Origin of the sequence: Mesorhizobium sp. B2-3-12 (assembly GCF_006442205.1) — a bacterium.
GTDB lineage: Bacteria > Pseudomonadota > Alphaproteobacteria > Rhizobiales > Rhizobiaceae > Mesorhizobium.
Map to the genome: position 1 here is coordinate 326117 of NZ_VFVR01000004.1, position 26238 is coordinate 352354.

General features: G+C 64.1%; 18 protein-coding genes. 7 read left to right on the plus strand and 11 right to left on the minus strand.

The genetic code is table 11. The features are described from left to right. Window positions 1–26: 26 nt before the first annotated feature. Together mtnA and mtnK are read right to left on the minus strand one after the other, a co-directional pair. The gene (gene mtnA / locus FJ948_RS14920; RefSeq protein ID WP_140705617.1) at window positions 27–1121 is read right to left on the minus strand and encodes an S-methyl-5-thioribose-1-phosphate isomerase; all 1095 of its coding nucleotides are present in this window, start codon (window positions 1119–1121) and stop codon (window positions 27–29) included. Next, complete coding sequence (gene mtnK / locus FJ948_RS14925) at window positions 1118–2392, minus strand: S-methyl-5-thioribose kinase (RefSeq protein ID WP_140705619.1); 1275 nt, start codon at window positions 2390–2392, stop codon at window positions 1118–1120. Before mtnK ends, mtnA begins: the two co-directional genes overlap by 4 nt. Before the next feature lie 137 nt (window positions 2393–2529). Between mtnK and FJ948_RS14930 the strand changes: the two genes are divergently transcribed. The 3 genes from FJ948_RS14930 to FJ948_RS14940 all read left to right on the plus strand — a co-directional run bounded on the left by FJ948_RS14930 (window position 2530) and on the right by FJ948_RS14940 (window position 6219). Further along, window positions 2530–4041: a sugar ABC transporter ATP-binding protein gene (locus FJ948_RS14930; protein WP_140705621.1), complete on the plus strand. Its 1512-nt coding sequence runs from the start codon at window positions 2530–2532 to the stop codon at window positions 4039–4041. Window positions 4042–4122: 81 nt separating this feature from the next. Beyond that, window positions 4123–5118 (plus strand): ABC transporter permease, encoded by a 996-nt coding sequence (locus tag FJ948_RS14935; protein ID WP_140705623.1) that lies wholly within the window; start codon window positions 4123–4125, stop codon window positions 5116–5118. Window positions 5119–5166: 48 nt separating this feature from the next. After that, window positions 5167–6219: a substrate-binding domain-containing protein gene (locus FJ948_RS14940; RefSeq protein ID WP_140705625.1), complete on the plus strand. Its 1053-nt coding sequence runs from the start codon at window positions 5167–5169 to the stop codon at window positions 6217–6219. 71 nt (window positions 6220–6290) lie between these two features. On the opposite strand, the gene FJ948_RS14945 is transcribed toward FJ948_RS14940, so the two are convergent. The 4 genes from FJ948_RS14945 to FJ948_RS14960 all read right to left on the minus strand — a co-directional run bounded on the left by FJ948_RS14945 (window position 6291) and on the right by FJ948_RS14960 (window position 10048). Next, on the minus strand, window positions 6291–6578 hold the full coding sequence (locus tag FJ948_RS14945; RefSeq protein WP_140705627.1) for a type II toxin-antitoxin system RelE/ParE family toxin: 288 nt from the start codon (window positions 6576–6578) through the stop codon (window positions 6291–6293). Continuing rightward, a complete protein-coding gene (locus tag FJ948_RS14950) occupies window positions 6571–6846 on the minus strand; it encodes a type II toxin-antitoxin system ParD family antitoxin (protein ID WP_140705629.1) in 276 nt (91 codons plus the stop codon). Before FJ948_RS14950 ends, FJ948_RS14945 begins: the two co-directional genes overlap by 8 nt. Window positions 6847–6943: 97 nt before the next feature. Beyond that, a complete protein-coding gene (locus FJ948_RS14955; RefSeq protein ID WP_140705631.1) occupies window positions 6944–8998 on the minus strand; it encodes a bifunctional aldolase/short-chain dehydrogenase in 2055 nt (684 codons plus the stop codon). Between the two features lie 84 nt (window positions 8999–9082). Continuing rightward, window positions 9083–10048, minus strand: a complete 966-nt coding sequence (locus FJ948_RS14960; protein ID WP_140705633.1) for a sugar-binding transcriptional regulator — start codon at window positions 10046–10048, stop codon at window positions 9083–9085. Window positions 10049–10252: 204 nt separating this feature from the next. Here FJ948_RS14960 and FJ948_RS14965 point away from each other — a divergent pair, with 204 nt between their 5' ends. The 4 genes from FJ948_RS14965 (at window position 10253) to FJ948_RS14980 (ending at window position 17370) form a co-directional block, all read left to right on the plus strand. Next, window positions 10253–11893, plus strand: coding sequence for an acyl-CoA synthetase (locus FJ948_RS14965; RefSeq protein ID WP_140705634.1), 1641 nt, complete (start codon window positions 10253–10255; stop codon window positions 11891–11893). A gap of 292 nt (window positions 11894–12185) precedes the next feature. After that, on the plus strand, window positions 12186–12791 hold the full coding sequence (locus FJ948_RS14970; RefSeq protein WP_140705636.1) for a TetR family transcriptional regulator: 606 nt from the start codon (window positions 12186–12188) through the stop codon (window positions 12789–12791). A gap of 48 nt (window positions 12792–12839) precedes the next feature. Next, a complete protein-coding gene (locus FJ948_RS14975; protein WP_140705638.1) occupies window positions 12840–13982 on the plus strand; it encodes an efflux RND transporter periplasmic adaptor subunit in 1143 nt (380 codons plus the stop codon). A 241-nt stretch (window positions 13983–14223) separates the two neighbouring features. After that, on the plus strand, window positions 14224–17370 hold the full coding sequence (locus tag FJ948_RS14980) for an efflux RND transporter permease subunit (protein WP_140705640.1): 3147 nt from the start codon (window positions 14224–14226) through the stop codon (window positions 17368–17370). 77 nt (window positions 17371–17447) lie between these two features. Here FJ948_RS14980 and FJ948_RS14985 read toward each other — a convergent pair whose 3' ends face one another. The 5 genes from FJ948_RS14985 to FJ948_RS15010 all read right to left on the minus strand — a co-directional run bounded on the left by FJ948_RS14985 (window position 17448) and on the right by FJ948_RS15010 (window position 26233). Beyond that, a complete protein-coding gene (locus FJ948_RS14985) occupies window positions 17448–19157 on the minus strand; it encodes an APC family permease (protein WP_140705642.1) in 1710 nt (569 codons plus the stop codon). Window positions 19158–19408: 251 nt separating this feature from the next. Beyond that, the gene (locus FJ948_RS14990) at window positions 19409–21778 is read right to left on the minus strand and encodes an aminomethyltransferase family protein (RefSeq protein ID WP_140705644.1); all 2370 of its coding nucleotides are present in this window, start codon (window positions 21776–21778) and stop codon (window positions 19409–19411) included. Between the two features lie 349 nt (window positions 21779–22127). Next, complete coding sequence (locus FJ948_RS14995; RefSeq protein ID WP_140705646.1) at window positions 22128–22748, minus strand: sarcosine oxidase subunit gamma family protein; 621 nt, start codon at window positions 22746–22748, stop codon at window positions 22128–22130. Continuing rightward, window positions 22741–25719, minus strand: coding sequence for a sarcosine oxidase subunit alpha (locus tag FJ948_RS15000; RefSeq protein WP_140705917.1), 2979 nt, complete (start codon window positions 25717–25719; stop codon window positions 22741–22743). The genes FJ948_RS14995 and FJ948_RS15000 overlap by 8 nt, the downstream gene beginning before the upstream one ends. A gap of 238 nt (window positions 25720–25957) precedes the next feature. Beyond that, window positions 25958–26233, minus strand: coding sequence for a sarcosine oxidase subunit delta (locus FJ948_RS15010; protein WP_140705649.1), 276 nt, complete (start codon window positions 26231–26233; stop codon window positions 25958–25960). Window positions 26234–26238: the final 5 nt, after the last annotated feature.

Consider the following 26238-nt stretch of genomic DNA (forward strand, 5'->3'; position numbering starts at 1 on the left):
GCCGAATTCGACCGGGCTGGATAAGCTTATCCTCGCTCGGGGAACATAGCTTTCAGCCCCTCGCGCGATGCCTTGGCGACGCCGCGCTCGGTGATCAGCCCGGTAACCAGCCGCGCCGGCGTCACGTCGAAAGCCGGGTTCGCCGCTGGCGTTGCTTCGGGCGAGACGCGCACCTGCGCGATTTTGCCGTCTGATGTCTTGCCCCAGACCAGCGAGACCTCGTCGCCGGAGCGTTCCTCGATCGGAATTTCGGCAAGCCCGTCGCCCACCGTCCAGTCGATGGTGGGCGAGGGCAGCGCAACGTAGAACGGCACGTCATTGTCGGCGGCTGCGAGCGCCTTGAGATAGGTGCCGATCTTGTTGCAGACATCGCCATCGGCCGTCGTGCGGTCGGTGCCGACGATGACCATGTCTATCGCGCCACGCTGCATCAGATGGCCGCCGGCATTGTCGACGATCAGCGTGTGCGGCACGCCGTGGCCGGCCATTTCCCAGGCGGTGAGCTGGGCACCCTGGTTGCGCGGGCGTGTCTCATCGACATAGACATGAACCGGAATGCCGGCTTCGACGGCGAGATAGATCGGCGACGTGGCCGTGCCGTAGTCGACCGTCGCCAGCCAGCCGGCATTGCAGTGGGTCAGGATATTGACCGTCTCGCCCGGCTGTTTGCGCGCCGCGATCTGCTTGATGATTTCAAGGCCGTTCTCGCCAATGGCGCGGTTCAGCCCGACGTCCTCGTCGGCGATTTCACTGGCGCGCTTATAGGCGGCCGCGGTGCGTTGCTCCATTGGCAGCGGCTTGAGGAAACGCCGCATCTCGTCCAGCGCCCAGCGCAGGTTGATCGCCGTCGGCCGCGTCTCGTGCAGCGTTTCCCAGACGTCGTCGAGAGCTGTATCGGAAGGATCGACGGCCATCTGCATGGCGACGCCATAGGCCGCGGTGACACCGATCAGCGGTGCGCCGCGCACCCACATGTCGCGGATCGCGGTGGCGATGGCGGCGACCGTGCCGAGCTTCTCGATGCGGAACTCATGCGGCAGCCAGCGCTGGTCGATGATCTCGACCGAGCGCCCGTCGTCGCTCAGCCAGATGGTCCGGTAGTGGCGGTCACCGACGTTCAAATGCTGCTCTCCTGTTCGATCAGCGCGGCCAGGTTGTTGACCTCGTCGATGCTGTGAATCTGGCGCCGGTTGACGGCGATGTGACGGCCGAATTTCAGTGCCTTCGCCTCGCAAGTGGCGCGCACATCTTCATTGGCAATGGCTTCGAAGTCGGCATTGTGGGCGAGGCCGAGGATGCGCCTATGCACTTCGATGCCGGCAAATCCGAGCAGATCCTCCCAGATCTGGTGCAGCACATTGTCGAGCGCCTGCTCGGACCCCAGCCTGTCGCCCTGATCCTCGAACAGGCTCTTCTGATAGAGCATGCCGTCCCGCTCGGTGCGCCACATCAGCGAGAACTCGGCGCGAAACACGGCCCAGGTTTCGGTCGTGACGCCGAGCAGATAGGCGCGCATGGCATCGCGCTTGCCGTTCTGCTCATGACCGCGCTGCGAGAAGAAGGACATCCAGAAATTGGCGAGCAACATGCCGACGTCGAACGCCATCGGGCCGTAGAAGGCGAACTCCGGATCGATCATCCGGGTCTCGGTATCGGTGACCATGATCGAGCCCGAATGCAGGTCGCCATGCAGCAGCGTCTCCGCGTTCGCGGCGAAGATATGCTTCAGCCGCTGCGCCTCCACCTTGAGGTCGCGGTCGGCGCGCAGTTCGGCGACGAGGCCGTCGAGTTGCGGCGATGTGTGCCGGTTCAGCTTGGCATCGAAATAGGGATCGGAAAAAACCAGGTTCTCGGTGATGTCGCAGAGTTCGACGTTGTCGGCGAACAACGCCAGGTCGTTTTTGCGCTCCCGAGCCACCATTGACAGGTCCGAGCCGCGGAACAGCGTGCGGGCCATGAACAGGCCGATATCCCTGGCGATGTTGGGCAGCTGCCGGCCCTCGATCAGCGCCCGCCGCAGGATGATGTGCGGCGGCGCCAGATACTCCATGATGATCAGCGCCTGGCCTTCGTCGAAATGATAGATCGCCGGTACCGAGCCGGGCGCTCTGCGCTCCTGCCGGGTCAAAGCGTGGTATTCGAAGAAAGAGCGCTTCAGCGGCAGGGGCCAGCTGTCGCCGACGAGGCGGACATAGGGCAGGGCCTGCTTGACTATGGCGCCGCCACTGGCGCCTTCGACGATGAACACCAGGTTCAGATTGCCGTCCCCGACTTCGCGGACTTTCCAGGCGCTCGCGTCCTTGCCGATCTTCGCGCACAACGCCTCGTTCGTGCCGAGACGCGTTGCGAGCGTCTCCACCGACAATGCTTCGAACGGCAATTTTCCAGTCATCCTCGTCCCTCCCGCCTGTGTGCTCCGATCATAGGGGAGCCTTGGCGGCGGGGCCAAGCTAGGAAGCTGTCTGGCAATTGTCAATCGTGTTGACAATTGCCGATATTGACCATAGCGTCGGCGTCAGGGAGGAACGCATGGTCGGCAATGCCGTGTTCCGCGTAGAGGGACTGAGGAAATCCTTTGGCCGCAACGAGGTGCTTGGCGGCATCGCGCTGGACCTCCATGCCGGTGAAGTGACCGTGCTGATGGGCGCCAACGGCGCCGGCAAATCCACCTTGGTCAAGATCGTCAGCGGCGTCTACGAGCGTGGCGGCGGCACCATGACCCTGGCGGGTGCGGAGTTCGCGCCGAACACGCCGGCGGAAGCGATCCGCGCAGGCGTCGTCACCGTGCACCAGAACATCAATGACGGTGTTGTCGCCGACCTTGATGTCGCCACCAATCTCACTCTGGACAGGCTGAGCGGCCGTGGCGCGCCAACCCTGTTCAATCCTGCCCGCGTGCGCCGCGAGGCCAAGGCGGTCGCCGACCGCATGGGACTGGCCATCGATCTCAAGGCGCGCGTCAGCGATCTGTCGCTGGCCGACCGCCAGATGGTGGCGATTGCGCGTGCGCTCGCCCATCAGCCAAAGGTGCTGATCCTCGACGAGCCGACCTCCTCGCTCTCCAGTGCCGAGGCTGACCGGCTGTTCGCGCTGGTCGACCGCCTTCGCGAGCAGGGTGTGGCGATCCTCTACATCTCGCACCGCATGTCGGACATCAGGCGGCTCGCCGACCGCATCGTCTCTATGCGCGATGGTGTCGTCTCGGGCGCCTTCGACACCAAGCCGCTCGACTATGAAGGCGCGGTCAACGCCATGCTTGGCCGCAAGATCCATCTCGACCAGATCGTCGCCAGGAGTTCGGCCAGGGCGGTCCTGAACGTCGAAGGGCTGCGCATCGCCCACGGCGCCAAGCCGATTTCGCTGACGCTCGGTGATGGTGAAGTCGTCGCCATCACCGGTCTAGTCGGTGTCGGCAAGACCGCTCTTGCCGAAACGCTGTTCGGTGTGCGCCGACCGCTCGATGGCGCCATGACGATGAACGGCAAGCCCTACGCGCCGCGCTCGGCGGGCGACGCGATCGCCGCCGGCGTGTTCCTCGTCGCCAAGGATCGCGCCACCAGCGGCATCATCGGTGGCTTCAACATCGAGCGCAATGTCAGCCTGCCGTTCCTGAAGCGTATGTCGAATTTCAGCGTGCTCAAACGCCGTCTCGAGCGCGCCACCGCGCGCCGGCAGATCGAGCAACTCGGCATCGTCTGCCGTTCCGAGAAGGACGAGATGTCGGCGCTATCAGGCGGCAACCAGCAGAAGGTGATGGTCGCCCGCTGGATGGCCCAGAATGCCGCGCTGTTCATCCTAGACGAGCCGTTCCAGGGCGTCGACATTTCGGCAAGGCGCGACATCGCAGCCAAGCTGAGGGCAAGCGCCAATGGCCGCGCCACGCTTTTGTTCCTCACCGAACTCGACGAGGCGCTGGAGACGGCCGACCGCATCCTGGTGATGTCGGAGCACACGATCGTCGGCGAGCACCGCAATGCCGATGTCGACCTCGACCGCCTGTTGGCCGAGGTCGCCGGCGGACCGCTGCACAACGCTGCCTGAGCGTGGCGGTGAACGGAATTGGAATGGAGAGACAATGGCTTCGAGTTGGGTAAAAACGGCAGCGGCGCTGGGGTGCGCTGAATGACGCTGCGCGACTATGCCATCCGCTATGGGTTCATCGTGCTGCTGTTCGGATTGGTCGCCTATTTCGCGATCGCCGCCGACGGGTTCGTCTCGCCGCAAAGTGCTGTCTTCATCTTCCAGTCGGTCGCCATCACCGGCGTGCTGGCGCTCGGCGTCACCGCCACGCTGGTGGTCGGCGGCTTCGACCTGTCGATCGGCTCGGTCGCGACCTCGGCCATGATGGCGGCGGCCTATGTCATGGTGGTGCTGGAGCAGAACGCTCTCGTCGCGGTCATCGCCTGTCTCTTGATCGGCGCTCTTGTCGGCCTGATCAATGGCTGGCTGATCGTCTACATGCGCGTGCCCGATCTTCTGGCGACGCTCGGCATGATGTTCCTGCTGGTCGGCCTGCAGCGTATCCCGACAGAAGGCCGCTCGATCGCCACCGGCATGACCATGCCCGATGGTTCGGTCGCCAACGGCAAGTTCTCCGACGCCTTCCTGGCGCTTGGTCGCCACCGCTTCGACTTCTTCATCCCGAACCTCATTCCGGTGTCGGTGGTCGTGCTTCTGGTGCTGGCGCTGCTGATCTGGTTCTTCCTCGAATACACGCGCTTCGGGCGCATGATGTATGCCGTCGGCTCCAATGAGCGCGCCGCCGAACTCGCCGGCGCGCCTGTCAAGGCATACAAGATCTGGGCGTACGTTATTTCAGGCGTTTTTGCCTCGATCGGCGGCATTTTGCTCGCTGCCCGGCTTGGACGCGGCGACATCGCCTCGGGTAATAATCTGCTGCTCGATGCGGTCGCCGCGGCGCTGATCGGCTACGCGGTGCTTGGCGCCGCCAAGCCGAACGCCTTCGGTACCGCCGTCGGCGCGCTGTTCGTCGGCATCTTGCTGCAGGGCCTGACGATGATGAACGCGCCCTACTACACGCAGGATTTCGTCAAGGGCGTGGTTCTGGTCGTCGCCCTTGTCTTCACCTTTGCCCTTTCGGGCAGGGGCAGGGGCTAGCATTCGGCCGGATTGATTTTGGGCTCAACAAAAGTGGAGGAAAACAAGGTGAACATCACACGACGACTTCTGGGGAAAGTGGCGCTCGGGCTGGCCGGCGCAACCATGCTGATGCAGGTCCCGGCGTTGGCCGCCGACAAGCCGGCGCCGTTCGACAAGCCCGGCGTCAAGATCGCGCTGGTGCGTTATCTCTCGACCGGCGACTTCTTCCAGGCCTATCTGTCGGGCGTCGAGGCGCAGTCAAAGGCGCTCGGCATCGACCTGCGCGTGCTCGATAGCCGCCAGGACGCCGCCCTCCAGTCCGACATGGTCGACCAGGCCATCGCGCTTGGCGTGCAGGGCATCATCATTCAGCACGGCCTGACGGAATCGATGAAGGATGCCGCCCAGCGCGCCGTCGACGCCGGCATCAAGGTGGTGGCTTTCGACGTCAACGTCGAAAACCCGAAAATTCCGCAGATCGAACAGTCGGACAAGGATCTGGCGCGGCTCGCCCTCGAGCAGGCGGTGAAGGACAATGGCGAAAGCTGGAACGCCGGCTATGTCTATGTCGCCGGCATCGCGCCGCTCGACCGCCGCAACGAGACCTGGGTCGACGTGAAGAAGAAATATCCCGGCATCAAGGAAGCCGCGATGTTCGGCACGCTGGACAATCCGATCGCCAATTCGGTCGCCAACCAAGCGCGCTCTGTGCTGTCGGCGCACCCCGACATCAACGTGATGTTCGCGCCCTATGACGAATTCGCCAAGGGCGTGAAGATCGCGGTCGACGAAGCCGGCCTGAACAAGAAGATCAAGATCTATTCGGCCGACATTTCGACGTCCGACATATCAGCGATGCGCGAGCCCGACAGCGCCTGGGCGGCGACCGCCGCAACCAACCCGGCCGTCGTCGGCCAGGTCTCGGTGCGCGCTCTGGCGCAACTGCTCGCCGGTGAAGATCCCGGCCACAACGTCATCGTGCCGCCGACGCTGATCACGCAGAAAGAGCTGATCGACAAGGACATCAAGAACATGGAAGACCTGTCGGCCAAACTGCCGCAGTTCGCCCATGCCGATGTCGCCATGCCGGCCTGGATGCCGAACCCGAACGCGAAGTAAGCGCGGCTCCAATAGGAAAGCAAAAGGGCGGCCACGAGCCGCCCTTTTTGCTTGACGCGCAGCCTTTCCGGTTACAGCCAGTGTTCCGGATCGCGCATCCCGTGGACAATCGCCACGGCCAGGATGCCATCTGTCTGCGGTTCATAGATGACGATATAGCGGCCCTCGATGAGCACGCGGGCGGTCACGCTCAACTCGGGCCGGGCGGTTCCCATCCTGGGATGCTCTGCCGCCAGTTCTAGTTTGTCGAAGATGCGTATCAGCAGCTTGTCCGCTGCCTTTTCATTGTCGATTGCAATTGTGTTCCAGATGTCCCGCAAATCCTGCGAAGCGCGCGGAGTGAGCCGGTATCTAGCCACGGGCGCGGCGTTCTGCCTTCAGGCTGCGCAAGAATTCAGCCGGTTCGACATCCACCGGCTTGCCGCTGGCCATGCCGTCGGCATAGGCACGTTTCAACTGATCGAGTTCAAGGACACGCAGCTCTTCGCGCTGCTCCCACAGGCGCAAGGCTTCGCGAACAACCTCGCTGTTGGAGGCGTATCCGCCAGCGTCAACGGCCCTCTGCAGGCGGGCGGCCTGCTGAGGCGTGAGCGATATGGTCAAGGTGCGCATCGGTTCGGTTTTCATCCCAGCCTTATATCACGCCCCACAAAAGCTAACAATCTTTGTTAGGGCCTCACTACCCCCTGCCACGTGCAGGAGGTAGTGAGCGGCAACGTTTTGCCTAACGCAGCGCCGCGGCGATGTTGCCGCCGTCGACCGTCGTCACGTCGGCGGTCGTCCGATCGGCCAGCGCGTGATGCAGGAAGGCCTGAGCCACGTCCTGCGCCGTCACTTCCTGGCCGAGCAGATTGCCGGACATGTATTCCTTCTCAGATACGCCGCGCGCGCCGGAACGGCTCGCGATCATGGCGTCGGTCAAGAGGCCGGAGCGAATGCGGTCGGCGTTGACGGCGTTGGAGCGGATGCCATGGGCGCCGTAGTCGAGCGCGTATTGCCTCGACAGGAACAGCGTCGCCGCTTTCGGTATGCCATAGGCACCGAATTTCGGGCCTGGATTGATCGCCTGCTTGGAGGTGTTGAACAGGAGCGCGCCGCCCGTTCCCTGTTCCAGCATGATGCGCACCGCGTTCTGCGCCGCCGACTGGTGGGCGAAGAAATTGAGCTCGAAGCTCTTGCGCAGCAGCGCATCGTCAAGTTCGCCGATGCGGCCTTCCCAGGCCGCGCCCGCATTGGACACCAATATGTCGACGCCGCCGAACACGACGACCGCGCTGTCGAAGGCAGCACGAACCTGGGCTGGGTCGGTGATGTCGGCGCCGACACCGATTGAATTGTTGCCGGCTTTCTTGGCGGCATCGGCGGCCTTTTCGGCGTCGAGATCGACGACCACCGCATGCGCGCCATTGTCGGCGAACAGTTTCGCGGTCGCCGCACCAATCGCGCCGGCGCCGCCGGTGATCAGCACGACCTGGCCGGTCAGCGGCTTCGGCTTGTTGGAGGCGAGCTTGGCCTGTTCCAGCGACCAGTATTCGAGCGGGAACAGGTCGGCCTTGGAGAGCGGATGGAAACGGCCGACAGCCTCGGCGCCGCGCACCGCCTCGATCCACATCTCGCCGACATCGGATGCGATCCTGGCATCCTTCAGCGTGCGGCCATGGCCGAACATGCCGAGCCCCGGAACCAGCGTCAGCCGCGGCATCGGATCGAGCATGATGCGCTTGACGTCGTCGCGCGCGTCATTGGTCTCGAAATAGGCGCGGTAATCGCTGGCGAAGGCGTCGACATGGCTCTTGATGACGGCCTTGTAGTCGCCGGCCTTGTCGGCATCGGGCGCCGGCACGGCCATCGGTCCGGTCTTGATGCGGATCGACAGGTCCGGCGTCGACACGCCACGCCCGGCATAGTCGGCGATGTCAGCCGAATTGATGAAATCGACGATCGCGTCCGAGGTCCGGAAATCGCTGATCATGCGGTCGAAGCGGCCTTCGCCGCGTGGTGCCGCGACAGCGCCGCGCAGCATGGGCGCGATGGAAGCCGGCGTCGCCAGCCTTGCCGGCAATGCTGCCTTGGCCGGCCGCGGCTTGGCGTGCTTGGCCACATAGTCTTCCGCCACGTTCACGTAGTGGATCATCCGGTCATAGGCCTGCTTGGCATCGTCGCCGAAGGTGAAGATGCCGTGCTTGTCGAGGATCAGGCCTTCTACCGTTGGGTCGGTGTCGAACACATCGGCCGCCGCCTTGGCGAGATCGAAGCCCGGCATGATGTAGGGCACATAGCCCATCTTCGTCCCGAACACCTTTGCCACCAGCGGCTTGCTGTCTTCCTGGTCGACAATGGCCAGGATAGCGGTCGAGTGGGTGTGGTCGACGAATTTGTGCGGCAGGAAGGCATGCAGCAGCGTCTCGACCGAAGGGTTGGGCGAGGCGGGGTCGATCAGGTTTGCCCGCTGCAGGGCAACCATGTCCTCGTCGGAAAGCCTGTCCAGCTTGCGCGCCTTGAGCAGGGCGCCCATCTTGACCGCCGGCAGGCCCTGCGGCTCGATGATGGCCATGTCCCAGCCGCTGCCCTTGACGCACAGCACGTCCCACTCGTCGCCGACAAGGTCGGTCGCCTTGATCTTGCAGGAGGTGTTGCCGCCGCCATGCAGGACCAGTTGCGGCACGCCACCGAGAAGCCGTGTCGTGTAGACGCGCAAGGCGAGGTCGCGGCCGATACCTTTCTTCGCATAGTCGGCAACGAGTTTTTCGGCCGCGTCGTCGTTCCACAGATTCTTCATGTTCGCTTCGTCCAGTTGCTGTGTTTAGGTGGTGAAACAGGAATGCCGCGACGCCTTGATGACAATGCGTCGGCAAAGGGTTTTTCAGGATGCCTTTTCTGCTGACGCTCCGGCATGATCGAGCAGCCGCTGCGCCATATGCGCGCCGACCACCAGATGCGTGCAGAGGCCGCCGGTGATCGCCGCGAGCAGCGGCTCGAACTTGCTGTCTTCCTGCACGACCATCAGCCGCTTCCCGATGACGCGCAGTGAAGCAAGCCCCGCCGAGATGACCCGCCGGTTGTAGCTGCAGTCGAGCAACTCGCCACTGGCATCGATGATCTGCCCGGCGATCACGCCGGCGGCACCCTCCTTGCGCAATGCCGCCATCTCGGCCGCCGTCAGCGCACCGCACTTCACCAGATGGCTGTCGGCATCGACGGCGCCGATGGAGTAGAGCGCAAGGTCGCAGTCGCTGATCCCGGCAAGCTGGTCGCGGATGACCGGCTCGGCGCGCAGGCCTTGCGCCAGTTCCTCGGTCGACAGCACCAGGGGCGCGTAGAAGTTGAGGCCCTTGGCATTGAGCCGTCGCGCGATTTCCATCGTGCATTGATCGGGCCGGTAGGAATACGGCGCGCCGAGATTGCCGCAGAGCTGAACCACGGTGACGTCCTGCAGGTCGGCATAGGACATGATGTCGGCGATGGTGTAAACGGTGCGGCCCCAGGCGACGCCGATGCGGTCGCCTTTCCCAACGAGTTCCAGGAAAACGCTTGCCGCCAGCACCGCGATATCGGTCGACTGGTCGGCGAGATAGGCGTTTTCAGGCGCGATCCAGACGGCGTCGAGCTTCAGGGCGTCTTCCAGCCTGCGCGCCATGACGTCGTCGGTGAAGAGCTGCGTCGAGGTGGAGATGTTGACGATGCCTGTCTCGCGCGCCTTGCGCAGATACATGGCGACCGAGGCGCGCGAAATATTGAGCTGATTGGCCACTTCGTCCTGGCGAAGCCCATGGGCATAGTAAAGCCAGGCCGCCTTGTGAATGAGCTGTTCTGCCGGTCGGATCGCCATGCCGCCTCCTCGGCTGACAATAGTCACGGCTCTCGACAAAAGTCAAATTCGCATGAGCAGGAAGCGATCTCCCGCCGGCGCGGCTAAATCGAGATCACCATTCCAGCAAGTCGGCACAGCATAGCATTTTCAGCCATTCAGGGGGGGATAGCGTGACGACGAACCTAGGGTTAGAAAGCTCGAAAAGACTTTGGGGAGGACGGGATGGCCAATCCCTACGAACAGGATCTCGACAGGAACGCCGCCAACCACCAGCCGCTGACGCCGCTCACCTATCTGGAGCGCGCGGCGAAAACCTATCCCGACCATATCGCCATCATCCATGGCAGTCAGCGCATCAGCTACCGCGATTTCTGGCGCCGCTCGCTGAAGCTGGCTTCGGCGCTTGGAAAACACGGCATCGGCAAGGGCGATACGGTAACGGTCATGCTGTCCAACACGCCGCCGATGTTGGAGGCGCATTTTGGCGTGCCGATGACCAAGGCGGTGCTGCATTCGCTCAACACGCGCCTCGATGCCGCTGTCATCGCCTTCCAACTCGACCACGCCGAGACCAAGGTGCTGATCGTCGACCGCGAGTTTTCCGATGTCGTGCGAGAAGCACTCGGTCTGGCCAAGGTCAAGCCGCTGGTCATCGACTACGACGATCCCGAATACGCCGCCGACACGCCTTATCGCAAAGGCGAGCGGATCGGCAAGGTGGACTATGAGGCGTTTGTCGCCGGGGGCGACGAGGATTTCGCATGGTCGATGCCGGACGATGAGTGGGACGCCATCTCGCTCAACTACACTTCGGGCACGACGGGCAATCCCAAGGGCGTCGTCTATCACCATCGTGGTGCTGCGCTGATGGCCTACACCAACACCATCCATGCCGGCATGGCCAAGCATGCGGTCTATCTCTGGACCTTGCCGATGTTCCACTGCAATGGCTGGTGTTTTCCCTGGACGCTCGCCGTCCAGGCCGGCACGCATGTCTGCCTGCGCTGGGTGCGGCCGAAGCCGATCTATGATGCCATCGCCGACCATGGCGTCACCCATCTCTGCGGGGCGCCGGTCGTCATGTCGGTGCTGATCAATGCCAGGGAAGAAGACAAGCGCGCGTTTGCGCAGACGGTCACCTTCAACACGGCGGCCGCGCCGCCGCCAGAGGCGGTGCTGTCGGGCATGGCCGATGCTGGCTTCGCCGTCACCCATCTCTACGGGTTGACCGAGACCTATGGTCCCGCTGTCGTCAACGAATGGCATGTTGGCTGGGACGCGCTCGACAAGGGGGCGAGGGCGGGCAAGAAGGCGAGGCAGGGCGTGCGCTATGCCGCGCTCGAAGGCCTGACGGTGATGGACCCGGAGACGATGACGGAGACGTCAGCCGACGGCGAGACCATCGGCGAGGTCATGTTTCGCGGCAACATCGTCATGAAGGGCTATCTGAAGAACCGCAAGGCGACGGACGAGGCTTTCGCCGGCGGCTGGTTCCACTCCGGCGATCTCGGCGTCATGCACCCGGACGGCTACATCCAGCTCAAGGACCGCTCCAAGGACATCATCATCTCCGGCGGCGAGAACATTTCCTCGATCGAGGTCGAGGACGCCCTCTACAAGCACCCGTCGGTCGCCTCCTGCGGCGTCGTGGCGCGCGCGGATGAAAAGTGGGGCGAGGTGCCTGTCGCCTACGTGGAGCTGAAGCCGGGCAAAGCTGCCACCGAGGCCGAGATCCTCGAGCACTGCCGCGCGCTGCTTGCCCGCTTCAAGGTGCCGAAGGCGGTGGTGTTTGCCGAGATACCGAAGACGTCGACGGGCAAGATCCAGAAGTTTAGGCTCCGGGAAATGGCGAAGGTGGCGTAGCTGCACCGTCATTCTGCCGACCTCCTTGCCATGGCCTCGACAATTTGCCGCGGACCTCCGTGACTTCGTCACCCCTAGGGTCTGCGCCGCGTCGCTGCGCTCCTTGCTCCGCCCTAGGATGACGACGGTACGGGCGTCATTGGCCAATCGCCAACGTCGCTCATTGCGCTCCTTGTCACTGTCACCATCTGTCACCAATTATACGTGTACGTCGATTTGGCGTTGACTCCTCATGGCGTTCGATTTACGACTGACGAAAATTGAAATTCGTCACTCATCAAACGAAAGCGCCATGTCCGAAGCCGCCAACATTGTCGCCGATGCCGCCCGACAGGAGAATGTGACGCGCATCCTCGATTGCGCCGAGCGCCTGTTCCGGCACTATGGCTACGGCAAGACCAATGTCGCCGACATTGCCCGCGAACTCGGGATGTCGCCGGCCAACATCTATCGTTTCTTTGCCTCCAAGGTCGAAATCCACCAGGCCGTCTGCGGCCGCATGCTCGGCGCCGGCTACAAGATGGCCTACGAGATCATGCACCTGCCGGTCAGTGCCGAGGAACGGCTGCGGCGCTACGTGCATGCGCAGTACAAGATGACGATGGAGGTCATGCTCGACGACCAGAAGGTCCACGAGATGGTCATCGTCGCGCTCGAACGCGACTGGGGCGTCATCGACAAGCATGTCGACAGCATTCACGATCTCTTCGCCGAGACGATCCGCGATGGCATCGAGGCCGGCGAGTTCAGGAAACAGGACCCGGTGATCGCGTCGCGCTGTTTCGGCGCCGCCACCGTCATCCTGTGCCATCCGCAGATGGTGGCGCAGTGCCTCGCCAAGACCAACCGGGCGATGCCCGACGAGCTCATCGATTACGCCATCAGAGCCTTGAAATAGCCGCCGCCAACCGGTGTCGACAGTCCGCCTCCAGTCGGGAATACCAAGATGTTTTTGTCCAGTTCCATCCTTCGCAAGCTGCCGGTTGCCGGCCTGATCGTCGCATCGCTTGGGCTTGCCGGCTGCTCCCAGGAAAAAGCGGAGGTGAAGGACATCATCCGGCCGGTCAAGGTCGTCGAGATCGCAAAGGCGCATGACACCCGCACGCTGTCCTATTCCGGATCGGTGCGCGCCCGCACCGAGAGCGCGCTGGGTTTCCGCGTCAACGGCAAGATCACCGAGCGTCTCGTCGATATTGGCCAGCGCGTGGCGCCCGGCGATGTGCTCGCCCGCGTCGATCCCTCCGACTACGAACTGTCGGTCAAGAGCGCGCAGGCAGCACTCGATGCCGCCGAACGGCAGGTCGAGACGGTCGAACTCGCCCGCAAGCGCGCCGAACAGCTTTTCGCCAAGAATTTCGCGCCGAAATCGCAGCTCGAACAGGCGACGCTGACCTATGACCAGGCCGTCGCCACGCGCGACTCCGCCCGCTCGACGCTCGCCCAGGCCAGGAACCAGGTCGGCTATACCGACCTCAAGGCCGACAGGGACGGCATCGTCACGGCGGTCAATGCCGATGTCGGCCAGGTGGTCGGCTCGGGTACGCCGGTGGTCACCGTCGCGGTCGATGGCGAAAAGGAAGTGCTGATCGCGGTTCCGGAAATGGAGATCGCGGAGTTCAAGCCGGGCAAGGACGTCAAGGCGGGCTTCTGGTCCGACGCGGCGCTGGCGCTCGACGGCAAGGTCCGCGAGGTCGCCGGCAGCGCCGATGCGCAGTCGCGCACCTTTGCCGTCCGCGTCAGCCTGCCCAACGACCCGCGCGTGCTGCTCGGCATGACCGCCAATATCGAGGCGTCGGCGGCCAACGAAAAGCAACTCGTCTCCATCCCGCTCAGTGCGCTCGCCGAGCAAGGCAGCCAGTCGATCGTCTGGACCGTCGATCGTGGCGCCGACACGGTTCATGCCCGTCCGGTCAAGGTCGCCGAGTTCGCCGCCGACGGCGTGCGTGTCGCCGAGGGGCTAAAACCCGGCGATGTCGTGGTCGCCGCCGGCACGCAGTTCATGACCGAGAATCTGAAGGTGAAGCTCGCCGGAGGCACGACGCAGCAGTCCGCCTCGGCCGAGGGCGACGACGCCAGCCAGCTGCGCTGACGACAGACAGGTCGGCCGCGCGTTCCCGCGGCCGCAGGTTTCCGGGCGGCGTGCCCGAAGGTCGAGACGTCAAGGCCGATGTTCCCCCGCATCGATCCTCGCGTCCCACCGCGATGAGTGTCTCCGCGCTCGGAAAGCTCGCCGCCCGGAAGCCAGTATCGAATGCAGATGATTTCGTTCCGCGCGCCGCGCTTCCTCGAAGCACCAGGCGCCGGCAACCAAGCAACGTGGACCAGCACCGATGACGACCTCCACTGAAGAAAAGCGGCCCTTCAATCTGTCGCGCTGGGCGATCGGCCATCCCTCGATCGCGCGCTTCCTGTTCGGGCTGATCATCATCGCCGGTGGGCTCGGCCTGATGCGAATGGGCCAGAAGGAAGACCCCGATTTCACCTTCCGCGTCATGGTCGTGCAAGCGATCTGGCCCGGCTCCTCGATCCAGGAGATGGAGGACCAGGTCGTCAACAAGATCGAGCGCAAGCTGCAGGAGACGCCGCATCTCGATTTCGTGCGTTCCTTCACCCGCGCCGGCAGCGCCATCATCACCGTGCAGATCAAGGGCGACACCAACGCCGCCGAGGTGACGGACGCCTTCTATCAGGTGCGCAAGAAGGTCGGAGACATCTCAGGCGACCTGCCGCAGGGCCTGCTCGGTCCCTATTTCAACGACGAGTTCGGCGACACCTTCATCACGCTGCATTCGATCAGCGGTGACGGCTTCTCCTATCCGGAGCTGAAGAAGTTCGCCATCCAGGCGCGCGACATGCTTCTGACGACACCTGGCGTCGAAAAGGCCGTCATCATCGGCGACCAGCCGGAAAAACTCTATATCGACGTCTCGTCCAAGGCGCTGGCCGAACGCGGCCTGACGCTGACCGACCTGCAGAACGCGATGAAGGGCCAGAACAATGTCGACCCGGCCGGCTCCGTCGACACCGGCGTCAATTCGGTGCGCATCTCCGTCGAAGGCGACGTCGCCAAGGCCGCCGACATCAGGGAATTGCGCCTGCGCGCCGGCGGACAGGTCACCCGTCTCGGCGACATCGCCACCGTGACCTCCGGGCTCGAAGATCCCTTCCAGCGCAAATATCGCTTCAATGGTCACGACAGCGTGCAGCTTGGCGTCGTCATGGCCAAGGGTTTCAAGGTCACCGACGTCGGCAAGGATGTCGAGGCGACCTACAAGCGCTTCGAGGAGGCGCTGCCTTATGGCGTCTCGGTCGACCAGATTTCCGACCAGCCCGAAGTCGTCAAGGATGCTGTCAGCGAGTTCATGCATGCGCTCGGCGAAGCGCTGCTGATCGTGCTTGTCGTCTCGTTCCTGTCGATCGGCTGGCGTTCGGGCCTGGTCATCGCCATTGCCATACCGCTGGTTCTGGCCGCCACCTTCGCCATCATGTACGAGCTCGGCATCGATCTGCAGCGCATTTCGCTGGGTGCCTTGATCATCGCGCTCGGCCTGCTCGTCGACGACGCCATGATCGTCGTCGAGATGATGGAGCGAAAGCTGGAGGAGGGGCTGGTCAAGATCGAGGCGGCGAGCTTCGCCTATTCCTCGACCGCATTCCCGATGCTGACCGGCACGCTGATCACCACCGCCGGCTTCATCCCGGTCGGCTTCGCCGCTTCGACCGCAGGCGAATATGTGCGTACCCTGTTCTATGTCGTCGGCATCGCGCTGATCGTATCGTGGTTCGTGGCGGTCTATTTCACGCCGTGGCTGGGCAACATGATCCTCAAACAGCGCAAGCACGCGGGCAGCCATCACGACGCCTTCGACACGCGCTTCTATCGCCGGCTTCGCTCGACCGTCGGCTGGGCGGTGCGCCACCGCATCATCGTGCTGGTGATGACGCTGGTGACCTTCGGCACCAGCCTGTGGGCCTTCCAGTTCATTCCGCAGAACTTCTTCCCGCAATCGTCGCGGCCGGAAATCCTGGTCGATCTGTGGCTGCCGGAGGGCACCTCGATCAAGGAGGTCGAGGCGCAGGCCAAGACCCTGGAAGCCAAGATGATGGACGACAAGGACAAGCGGTTCATCGCCACCTATATCGGCGAGGGCGCGCCGCGCTTCTTCCTGCCGCTAGACCAGCAACTGCGCAACCCGAACTTCGCCCAGATGCTTGTCATGGCCAATGACGAACCGGCGCGCGAGCGGCTGATCGTCAAGCTGCGCGCCATCCTGGCGCAGGATTTCCCGTCGATCCGCGCCAAGGTCGACCGCCTGTTCCTCGGACCGCCAACCGGCTGGCCGGTACAGATGCGCATCATGGGCCCGGACCGCCAGGAGGTGCGCCGCATCGCCGACCAGGTGAAGGCGAAGTTCCGCGAGGATCCGCTGCTGGGTGCCGTGCATGACGACTGGCTGGAGCCGGTGCCGGCAATGAAGCTGGTCATCGACCAGGACCGTGCCCGTGCGCTCGGCGTCACCTCGCAGCGCATCCGCCAGATGCTGCAGGCCGCGATGTCCGGCGCGCCGCTCGACGACTTCCGCGACGGCGAGGAGACAGTGTCCATCGTCGCCCGTGAGCCGGATGCCAGCCGCAGCCTGCTGTCCTCGGTCGACTCGGTCTATATCCCGACCGATTTCGGTGGCTTCGTGCCGCTGTCGCAGGTCGCCAAGGTGGTGCCTGTGCTGGAGCAAGGCATCGAGTGGCGCCGCGACCGCCTGCCGACCATCTCGGTGCGCGCCACCTTGCCCGACGGCGTGCAGTCCAACGACGTCGTCACCAAGATGTACAAGGACATGCAGGGCCTGCGCGATGGCCTCGCCCCGGGCTACAAGATCGAGATCCAAGGCGGTGCCGAGGACTCGGCTGAAAGCCAGGCCTCCATCGCCGCCAAGGCACCGATCATGCTGGCCATCATCGTCGTGCTGCTGATGATCCAGCTGCAGAACTTCGGCAAGGCGATGCTTGTGCTGGCGACTGGCCCGCTCGGCATCATCGGTGCTGCTGCTGCCCTGTTGATCAGCGGCGCGCCGTTCGGCTTCGTCGCCATCCTCGGCGTCATCGCGCTGCTTGGCATCATCATGCGCAACTCGATCATCCTGGTCGATCAGATCGACCAGGACATTGCCAGGGGCATGGAACGCTCGGAGGCCATCATCGGCTCGGCCGTGCGCCGCTTCAGGCCGATCGTGCTGACGGCGATGACGGCGGTGCTGGCGCTGATCCCGATCTCGCGCGCCGTCTTCTGGGGTCCGCTCGCCTACGCCATGATGGGCGGCATCCTGGTCGCCACCGTGCTCACCATCCTGGTGCTGCCGGCGGGCTACGCCCTGTTCTTCGGCCGCGAGCCGAAGAAGGCGCAAACCGGTGAGCAGGCCCCGGAGCCAGGAGAGATCGAAGGCATCGAGCGGCCGCAACTGGCGTTGGCGGCGGAATGAGAAAAAACCGGCCGGTCGATTTGCGACCGGGCGGTTTTCCTTGATGCAGTGGCTTGGACCGCCCGGCAGTCAGGCCATCAGATGACGAACACCCAATTGGCGATGAGCATGACCGCCACACCGGCGATCAGCGTCAGATACGGCAGTATGCCCGCCTTCTTGACCGAAAGGTCGGCGCCCGCCATGCCGAGGTCGGCCAGCATGTGGTCGGGGAACTTGCCCTTGTCCTGGATGTAGTGACGGAAGCAGAACACCGGGATGATCAGTGCCGCTGTGATCAGGCCGGCCCACAGCGCCATCGGGTTCCACACCTTGGCGCCCGCGCCCATGAAGATGGCGTTGACATAGGCGAAGATCGCTCCGATGCCGAGCAGCCAGGACGGCGCCCGCCACGGCCTGGCGATATGGCCGTTGTCGATGCGGTGGATCCAGCCGGCATTGAGGTTGAGGAAGTTGAAGATGATGTAGCCGCAGTTCGACACGGCAAGGATGAAGAAGAAGCTCGTCGCGTCGGCGGAAGCGATCGCCAGCACGATCAGGTTGAAGCAGAGGTCGGTCCACATGGCACGCGTTGGGGCGCCATGCTCGTTGACGTGGCTGAGATAGCGCGGCAGCCAGCCATCGACCGAACCCTGATAGAGCGTGCGCGAGGAGCCGGCCATCGCCGTCATGATGCACAGCACCAGGGCCAGGATCATCAGCATCACCAGCAGGCTATGGATGATCTTGCCGCCGCCGACCATGCCGGCCAGCGCATCGGCCACGCCTGACCCGTCGACGATAGGCGTTGCCAGCATGCCGTTCAGGCCCAGCACGCCCTGGAAGGTGAAGGGCACCAGGATGAACAGAAGCATGCACAGCAGGCCGGAATAGAAGATGGCCTTGAACGTGTCGGTACCGGGGTTCTTGAACTCCGACGTGTAGCAGACGGCGGTCTCGAAACCGTAGGTCGACCATGCGGCGATAAACATGCCGCCGAGCACCAGCGTCCAGCCGGCGATGTTCCAGGAGCCGGGGTCCGGCGCGTAGGCGGCCGCCAGCGGCACCAGCGGCGAGAAGTTCGCCCAGTCGATCTGGCCGGTGACGATCGGCACGACGCCGACGATCAGCATCGGGATGATGACCAAAAGGCCGATATATTTCTGCACATTGGCGGTGCCCAGGATGCCGCGATGCTGGATCGAGAAGATGATCAGCATCAGCACCGCGCCGATGAAGAAGGTGGCGTTGAGCGTGAACGACACCGGACCCAGCGTGTGGCTCCACAGCGTCCAGTTGCGGATCGCCGGTGTCGCGGCGGCGGTAACCGCCGTGATGGCATCGGCGGGAACCGTTCCGGCATGGGCGGCGATGTAGGCCACCACCTCGGGCGAGGTGTCGGTGAAGATCGGCAACGGCGCCAGCGCGTTGAGGATATAGGCCGCGGCGATCGAGCAGCCGAGCGACAGCACCGGCGACCAGGCGAACCAGTTGCACCACACCGAGAGCGGCGCGATGAACTTGGAATAGCGCAGCCACGCCGTGGCGCCGTAAATCGAGGCGCCGCCGGACTTGTTCGGAAACAGGCCGGCGATCTCGGCATAGGTGAAGGACTGCAGGAAGCCCATGATCATGGACACCGTCCAGATCAGGAAGGCCAGCTTTCCCGTCGTGCCGGCGATGCCGCCGATCGAGAACAGGACCAGTGCCGGAACGCCGCTCGCCACCCAGAAGGCGCCGCGCCAGTCGATATGCCTGAGCAGCTTGCTTTCGGCAGGCTGGTCCAGGACCGTGCTTATCGTGCTCATGTCGATGAGTTCCCCTTTTTCGATGTTCCCCGCCAGCGATGCCTCGGCTACGCGAAGCTTGCTCCCCGGCAAATGATCGTTCCGGCTGCGGTGTTTCCACTCAGTCGTATTTTTTTCTTAAGAGTGAAGATTGATCCGGCGCGCTTTCACGTCAAGCGATTTGTGAAACCGTGCACATCACGCTTGCGCGCACGGATGACAAAGCGCCCGGCGGGGCGGCCGGCCGGCGCTTTGCGAACCAAAAGGGCAGGTCAGGAACGTGGTTTGGTCTTTTGCGGATCGTAGTGGGCAAATGCGACGACCCGCGCCGGCAGCCGCTTGGCATGGCCGTCGAGCTTGCCGATTTCGACCTCGGTGCCGATGGCGGCGTGGGTGACGTCCAACCGCGCCAGCGCGATGTTCTTGTTCAGCACCGGCGAGCGCATGCCCGACGTGACGACGCCGATCTGGGCGCGGCCGACATGGACGCAGTCGCCATGGCCGACGGCGACATTGCTGTCGATGTCGAGACCGACCAGCTTCGTCTGCGGATGGTCCTTGCGCCGGATCAGCGCCTCGCGGCCGACGAAGTCGTCGGTCTTGCTCTTCAGCGGCACGGTGAAGCCGATGCCGGCCTCGAACGGGTCGGTCTGGTCGGAGAATTCATAACCGGCGAAGATCAGTCCGGCCTCGATGCGCACCATGTCGAGCGCCTGCAGACCCATCGGCTTCAGTCCATGCGGCTGGCCGGCTTCCCATACGGCGTCGAACACCTTTTCGGCGTCGCGCGGATGGCACCAGACCTCATAGCCGAGTTCGCCGGTATAGCCGGTGCGCGAGACGACGATGGGAATGCCGTTGCCGCCATCGATGCGCGCCACGGCGAAGCGGAACCATTCGAGTTCCTCGATCGAGGGCTGCAGCGGCGAGGTCCAGATCACCTGTTTCAGGATGTCGCGGCTCTTTGGCCCCTGCACGGCGACATTGTGCATCTGGTCGGTGGACGAGCGCACCAGCACGTTGAGGCCGAGCTTTGTCGCCGTCTCGCGCAGCCATTCGCCGGACAGATCGTCGCCGCCGACCCAGCGGAAATTGTCCTTGCCGAGCCTGAGCAGCGTGCCGTCGTCGATCATGCCGCCATGCTCGTAGCACATGGCGGAGTAGACGACCTGGCCGACGCCGAGTTTCCTGACGTCGCGCGTCAGCGTGTATTGCAGCAGCGCTTCGGCATCCGGGCCGGTGACCTCGAATTTGCGCAGCGGCGACAAATCCATGATCACCGCGTCCTGCCGGCAGGCCCAGTATTCGGCGATAGGTCCTTCCTTGGCGAAGGAATTGGCCAGCCAATAGCCCCTGTACTCGACGAAGTCGCGTGTGTGCTTGGCAAAGCTCTGGTGAAAGGCTGTCTCGCGGGTCATTTTCGGTTCCGAATCGGGCGTCATGCGTCTGGCGATCGCTCGCGAGAATTTGTGCTGGCCGGAATAGGTCCGCACGTGGATGTCGGTCAGGTCCCAGCCATTGGCCGGCGTCGTGTCGTCGGGGCAGGCGGAGGAAACGCAGACGATGTCGGTCAGCGCGCGCAGCAGAACATAGTCGCCGGCGCGCGACCATGGCTCGTCCGACACCATCACGCCATGGGCGTCGATCGCCGTGTTGAAGAAGAAGTTGATCGCCATCCAGCCGGCGCGGGCGTTCACCCCCTTATCGGAGAGCGCGCGGTTGAAATTCTCCGAGCAGTTGGTGTGGCCGGGATAGCCGATGTCGTCGTAATATTTCGCCGCACAGGCGAGCGCGAAGGCGTCGTGTCGGCCGCACGTGTCCTGCACCACCTCAACCAGCGGCTCCATGTCCTGGTCGTAGTATTTGGAATGCAGGCCGGGCATCGGATAGCTCGCGCCCATCAGCGTGCGTGTCGTCGTCACATCAAGCGGATGGTCGAGGCCCTTGTCGAGCTTGCGCGCCGAGAAACACTGGAAGTCGGTGCACTGGCGCCCGTCGACATCGATGATCTGCAGATAGTCGCCGGCCTTGACGAAATAGGATTCCGCCGTCGCCGAATGGACGCGCAGGTCGAGCACCGGATCGGCAAGTGGATCGGCAAGCCGGGATCTTGATTTCAGGCGGATCGTGTTGCGCCGCACGATGATGCTCAGCGGCGTCGCCGTGTCGTGGCCGTCGACCAGCATCGGCCCGCCGGGCGCGGCAATCAGCATCGCGCCATCGCGCTGGACGGAAAACGCTTGCTCGGTACCGGCAGGCGTCGAGCCGCCGAATACGCGCACCGCCTTGGGCTGATCAAGCTGAACCTGCCGGCGCTCGAGCCCGCGCCGCAGCGATGCGATGCTGTCATCGCCCTCGGCGAGCAGCGCCTTGATGCCGGCGGCATTGCTGTTGGGTTCCTCGCCGAGAATGCCTGGATCGGTGACGCCTGACTTGTCCCAGGCCAGCAACTCGCAGGCCTGGCCGCCTTCGACGTTGCGCACCGTAATCGTATCGCCGGCCTCGACTTCGATCAGCACCGCGCCATTGCCCTGGATCGTGTACCGTTCCATCCCCGGCGGCAGCGTGATCTGGCCGGGCCTCAAGATGAGGCTTGGCCTGGGCGGTCCGGCTGCGACTGTGGGATAGGGCGACTGGCTCATCTCAGCCTTGCGGTTCGAGAAACAATTTTGCCTGTGTGTGAAATTATTTTAGCGACAAGAATAGCAGTGTCGGTGAGTTTGGCAAGCGGAGGCGCCGTTACTGGTGCTATCGTTTTGGTGCATCCTTGCCGGTCGCCTGGTCTTCGAACGTCAGCGCTGCCCCTCATCTGGCTGCCGCCATCTTCTCCCCATAAACGGGGCGAAGGGCGCTGTCGCCGTCGATTTCGCCAATCGCCAACGTCACAGATCGGAGCGCCGCCGTTGCGGACAGCCCCTTCTCCCGTCACTATACGGGGAGAAGATGCCGGCAGGCAGATGAGGGGCAGCGCCGAGTTCTGCTGATTGGCAGCTAAAGCTCCATGGAATGCGCGATGTCGACGCCATACTCAGCGGCCGAGTCCAGAACGGCGTGCCACAGGCTCTCGGCGAAAGTCGCGAAGACCAGCAGATTGAACACCACCTGTCCGTCGCGATCCGCACCTCGCCATAGCATAACGCTGGTATGATCCATCGAGGTCGCTGCGGCGGCACCCACGCCAAACACATCGGAATGCAGATCGATAGACGACAGCTTGGCCAACATCGCGCGCGCCTTCGCGCCGGAGATGCTGATCAGCACGCGCGCATGCGACTGGTCCGACAGCGAGGCGCAGGATGCGAAAACGGGAGCGAGCGACTCCATCGTGTGCTTGCGGCCTTTCGACAGCACCATGAACTGATCCGGTCCCGACCAGATCAGCGTGGCGTCCGCCCTGCCGACCGCCTTTGGCGTCTCCGGCGCCGCGACGCCGAACCGCACCTGTGCGGCCGTCGCCATCTCGGCCGCCTTGCCGCGCCGCGCCATCACCTGGACGAGATCGAAATCGCGGATCTCGCTCAGCGACACGCCGGCGTCACCCTGCGCGCCGTGGCGGCCGGCAACGAGCGCGCGATCAAGCGGGCCGCGGGTCTCCCAGGAAAACTCAGCCACGCTGGCGCCCTCCATCCGGATCGTAGAAGACGGGATTGCAAATCTCGACATCATAGTCCTCGCCGCGCAACGGATCGTGCGCGTGCACGATTTCGCCGATGCGCTCGCGGCCGCGCTCGATGAGCGCCAGCCCGATCCACTGGTCCAGCGTCGGCGAGAAGCAGACCGAGGTGACATAGCCCTGGTCATTGTCCGGGCCGGGAATCTCGCCTTTCGGAATGATGTGGGCGCCGGAACGCAAGCGCCGGGCCTTGTCGGTCGGCTTGATGCCGACCACCACCTGCCGGTCCGGGGCCACCAGCGCCTCGCGGCCGGCCATGACGCGGCCGATGAAGTCCTTTTTGGTCGACGTCATCTTGCCGAGGCCGAGATCGGCCGCGGTTGTCGTGCCGCTGAGTTCCGGCCCGGCGACATGGCCCTTTTCGATGCGCATGACGCCGAGCGCCTCGGTGCCGTAAGGCGTCACGCCGAACGGCTGGCCCGCAATCATCAGATTGCGCGCCATCGCCTCGCCGTAGCGCGCCGGCACCGAAATCTCGAACGCCATTTCACCGGAGAAGGAGATGCGGAACAGCCGCGCCTTGACGCCGCCGCGCAACGCGACTTCGCGCGCGCCCATGAAGGGGAAACCTTCGTTGGAGAGATCTTCCGAAGGATCGACGATCTCTTTCAACAGGTCGCGGGTCTTGGGTCCGGCAATGGAGAACTGCGCCCACTGGTCGGAGACCGAGGTCAGTTGCACGTCGAGTTCCGGAAACAGCACCTGCCGGCAGAATTCGAGGTGCTGCATCACCAGCCCGGCCTTGGCCGTCGTGGTGGTCAGGAAATAGTGTTCCTCGGCCAGCCGCGACGTGGTGCCGTCATCATAGACGATGCCGTCCTCGCGCAGCATCAGCCCATAGCGCGCCTTGCCGACGGCAAGATTGGAGAAGGTGTTGATGTAGACGCGGTCGAGGAAGGCGCCGGCGTCCGCGCCATGCACGTCGATCTTGCCGAGTGTCGAGACATCGCAGAAGCCGACGCCGCCGCGCACAGCCTTGACCTCGCGGGTCACCGATTCCAGCCAGTCCTTCTCGCCCGCGCGGGGGTACCACTGTGCCCGTTTCCATAAACCGGTGTCGACAAAGATAGCGCCCTGTTCGGCTGCCCAGTGATGCAACGGCGTCAGCCGCGTCGCATGAAAATTCTCGTCGCGATGGTGGCCGGCAAAGGCACCGATGGCGACGGGCACGTAAGGCGGGCGATAGATGGTCGTGCCGGTCTCGGGAATGGATTTGCCCGTGACCGCCGCCATGATGGCGAGGCCGGCGACGTTGGAGGTCTTGCCCTGGTCGGTCGCCATGCCGAGCGTGGTGTAGCGCTTCAGGTGCTCGACCGATTCAAACCCCTCACGCTGCGCCAGCTCGATATCGGACGCGGTGACATCGTGCTGCTGGTCGACAAAGGCCTTGCCCTTGCCGGCGACATGCCAGAGCGGCGTCAGCGAGAAGGCCTCGTCGTCGGCGACAGGCGCCGATCCCGCGTTGCCGGCGCGTCCTGCATCACGTGCAGCCGCCGCACCGGCCTCGAAGCCTTCGCGCAGGCAAGCGCCTAGGCCAAAGGCGCCGTTGGCCGCGCCTGCGGCAACCATACCCGGGGGCGCGCCATCCGGCACGAAGGCGGCGATGTCGTCGCGCCATTTCGGCCGGCCGCGATGGTAGGAGGTGAGCCCGACCGTCGGGTTCCAGCCACCGGACACGGCCAGTCCGTCGGCCTCGACCTCGGCACGTGCGCCGCCGGTCAGCGAAACGGAAAGCTTGCGCACGCCGGTCTTGCCGCCGTCGACGCCGCTGACGGAGCCGTGCAGCACCGGGAAACCGCCCTTGCTGGCAAGCGAGCGATGCGCCGGCGAGATCTCCGCACGGGCGTCGATCACCGCCGCGACCTGCAATCCGGCGCCGAGTGCTACCTCGACCGTGTGCCAGCCATCCTCATTGTTGGTGAACAGCGCGATGCGCTTGGCCGGCGCTGCGGCGTAGCGGTTGATGTAGCTCCGCATCGCGGACGCCATCATCACGCCGGGCGTGTCGTTGCCGGCAAAGACGATTGGCCGTTCGAGCGCACCTGCCGCGACGACGCAGCGCTTGGCCACGATACGCCACAGACGCTGCCGCACCTGATGCTCGGGCGGCTGCGGCAGATGATCGTTGACGCGCTCGATCGCGCCATATGTGCCGCCGTCATAGACGCCGAACAGCGTTGTGCGCGTCATGATGCGCACGTCGGGCAGGGACCCAAGTTCAGCCAGCGTTCGCGCCAGCCATTCGGCCGCCGGCAGCCCGTCGATCGTGCCACCATCGGCAAGCAGGCGGCCGCCGGGCACGAAATCCTCTTCGCACAGGATGACCCGCGCGCCGCTGCGGCCGGCAGCCAAAGCCGCAGCCAGGCCGGCCGGCCCCGAACCGGCGATCACTACGTCGCAATGCGCCCAGGCCTTGTCATAGTGGTCGGGGTCGGGAACCACGGCGGCACGGCCGAGGCCGGCGGCGCGGCGGATCGCCGGTTCGTAGATCGCTTCCCAGAACTTCGCCGGCCACATGAAGGTCTTGTAGTAGAAGCCGGCGACGAAGATCGGCGCGAACAGCTGGTTGACCGACATGACGTCGAAGTTGAGCGACGGCCAGCGGTTCTGGCTGGCCGCTTCGAGGCCATCATAGAGCTCGGCGGTGGTGGCCTTGGTGTTGGCCTCGCGCCGCGCGCCGGTGCGCAGCTCGACCAGCGCGTTGGGCTCTTCCGAGCCCGCCGTCAGGATGCCGCGCGGGCGATGGTATTTGAACGAACGGCCGACCAGCTTGACGCCGTTGGCGACCAATGCCGAGGCAAGCGTGTCGCCCTTGAAACCGGAGAAGCTCTTGCCGTCGAAGCTGAAATTCAGTGGCGCCGCACGGTCGACGAGACCGCCCGATGCAAGGCGATGGGACTGGCTCACGATGTAAGGCCTTCCATCAATTCGACGTCTTTTGAGAAGCCAGCGCTGCCCCTCATCGCCCTGCCGGGCACTTCTCCCCGTATAGTGACGGGGAGAAGGAGGCTGGCCGCGGCTGCGGCGCCCTTCTTGCAACGCTGATGATTGGCGAAACCGTTGATTAGGGCGCCCCTCTCCCCGTCTCTATACGGGGAGAGGATGCCGGCAGGCAGGTGAGGGGCGGCGCTGACCTGGACAGAATAAGTCATTTCGCAACCTGCCTCGCCCCGGCACCCGGCGCCGGTTCAACCGCCGAAATCTCGTGTGTCAGCGTGTTGCGGGTGACCTTCAGCCAGGCCCGGCAGCCGCCGCCATGATACCAACTCTCGTCCATCACGCCGGCGATATTGTCGCGCAGATAGACGTAATCGTAGACCTCGTCTTCCGACGCTCCAGGTGCCGGCCGCGCGGGCTTGGCGTCGCCGAGATAGGTGAATTCGCCAAGTTCGCGTTCGCCGCAGAAGGGACAGGTAATGCGCATGGTTC

Bases quoted from the DNA above. Each gene is read 5' to 3' on its own strand.
- FJ948_RS14980 (WP_140705640.1), top strand. From the start codon at position 14,224: ATGACGACCTCCACTGAAGAAAAGCGGCCCTTCAATCTGTCGCGCTGG.
- FJ948_RS15010 (WP_140705649.1), bottom strand. From the start codon at position 26,233: ATGCGCATTACCTGTCCCTTCTGCGGCGAACGCGAACTTGGCGAATTC.
- FJ948_RS14970 (WP_140705636.1), top strand. From the start codon at position 12,186: ATGTCCGAAGCCGCCAACATTGTCGCCGATGCCGCCCGACAGGAGAAT.
- FJ948_RS14935 (WP_140705623.1), top strand. From the start codon at position 4,123: ATGACGCTGCGCGACTATGCCATCCGCTATGGGTTCATCGTGCTGCTG.
- FJ948_RS14990 (WP_140705644.1), bottom strand. From the start codon at position 21,778: ATGAGCCAGTCGCCCTATCCCACAGTCGCAGCCGGACCGCCCAGGCCA.
- FJ948_RS14965 (WP_140705634.1), top strand. From the start codon at position 10,253: ATGGCCAATCCCTACGAACAGGATCTCGACAGGAACGCCGCCAACCAC.
- mtnK (WP_140705619.1), bottom strand. From the start codon at position 2,392: ATGACTGGAAAATTGCCGTTCGAAGCATTGTCGGTGGAGACGCTCGCA.
- FJ948_RS14950 (WP_140705629.1), bottom strand. From the start codon at position 6,846: ATGAAAACCGAACCGATGCGCACCTTGACCATATCGCTCACGCCTCAG.
- FJ948_RS14955 (WP_140705631.1), bottom strand. From the start codon at position 8,998: ATGAAGAATCTGTGGAACGACGACGCGGCCGAAAAACTCGTTGCCGAC.
- FJ948_RS14960 (WP_140705633.1), bottom strand. From the start codon at position 10,048: ATGGCGATCCGACCGGCAGAACAGCTCATTCACAAGGCGGCCTGGCTT.
- FJ948_RS14930 (WP_140705621.1), top strand. From the start codon at position 2,530: ATGGTCGGCAATGCCGTGTTCCGCGTAGAGGGACTGAGGAAATCCTTT.
- FJ948_RS14985 (WP_140705642.1), bottom strand. From the start codon at position 19,157: ATGAGCACGATAAGCACGGTCCTGGACCAGCCTGCCGAAAGCAAGCTG.
- FJ948_RS14975 (WP_140705638.1), top strand. From the start codon at position 12,840: ATGTTTTTGTCCAGTTCCATCCTTCGCAAGCTGCCGGTTGCCGGCCTG.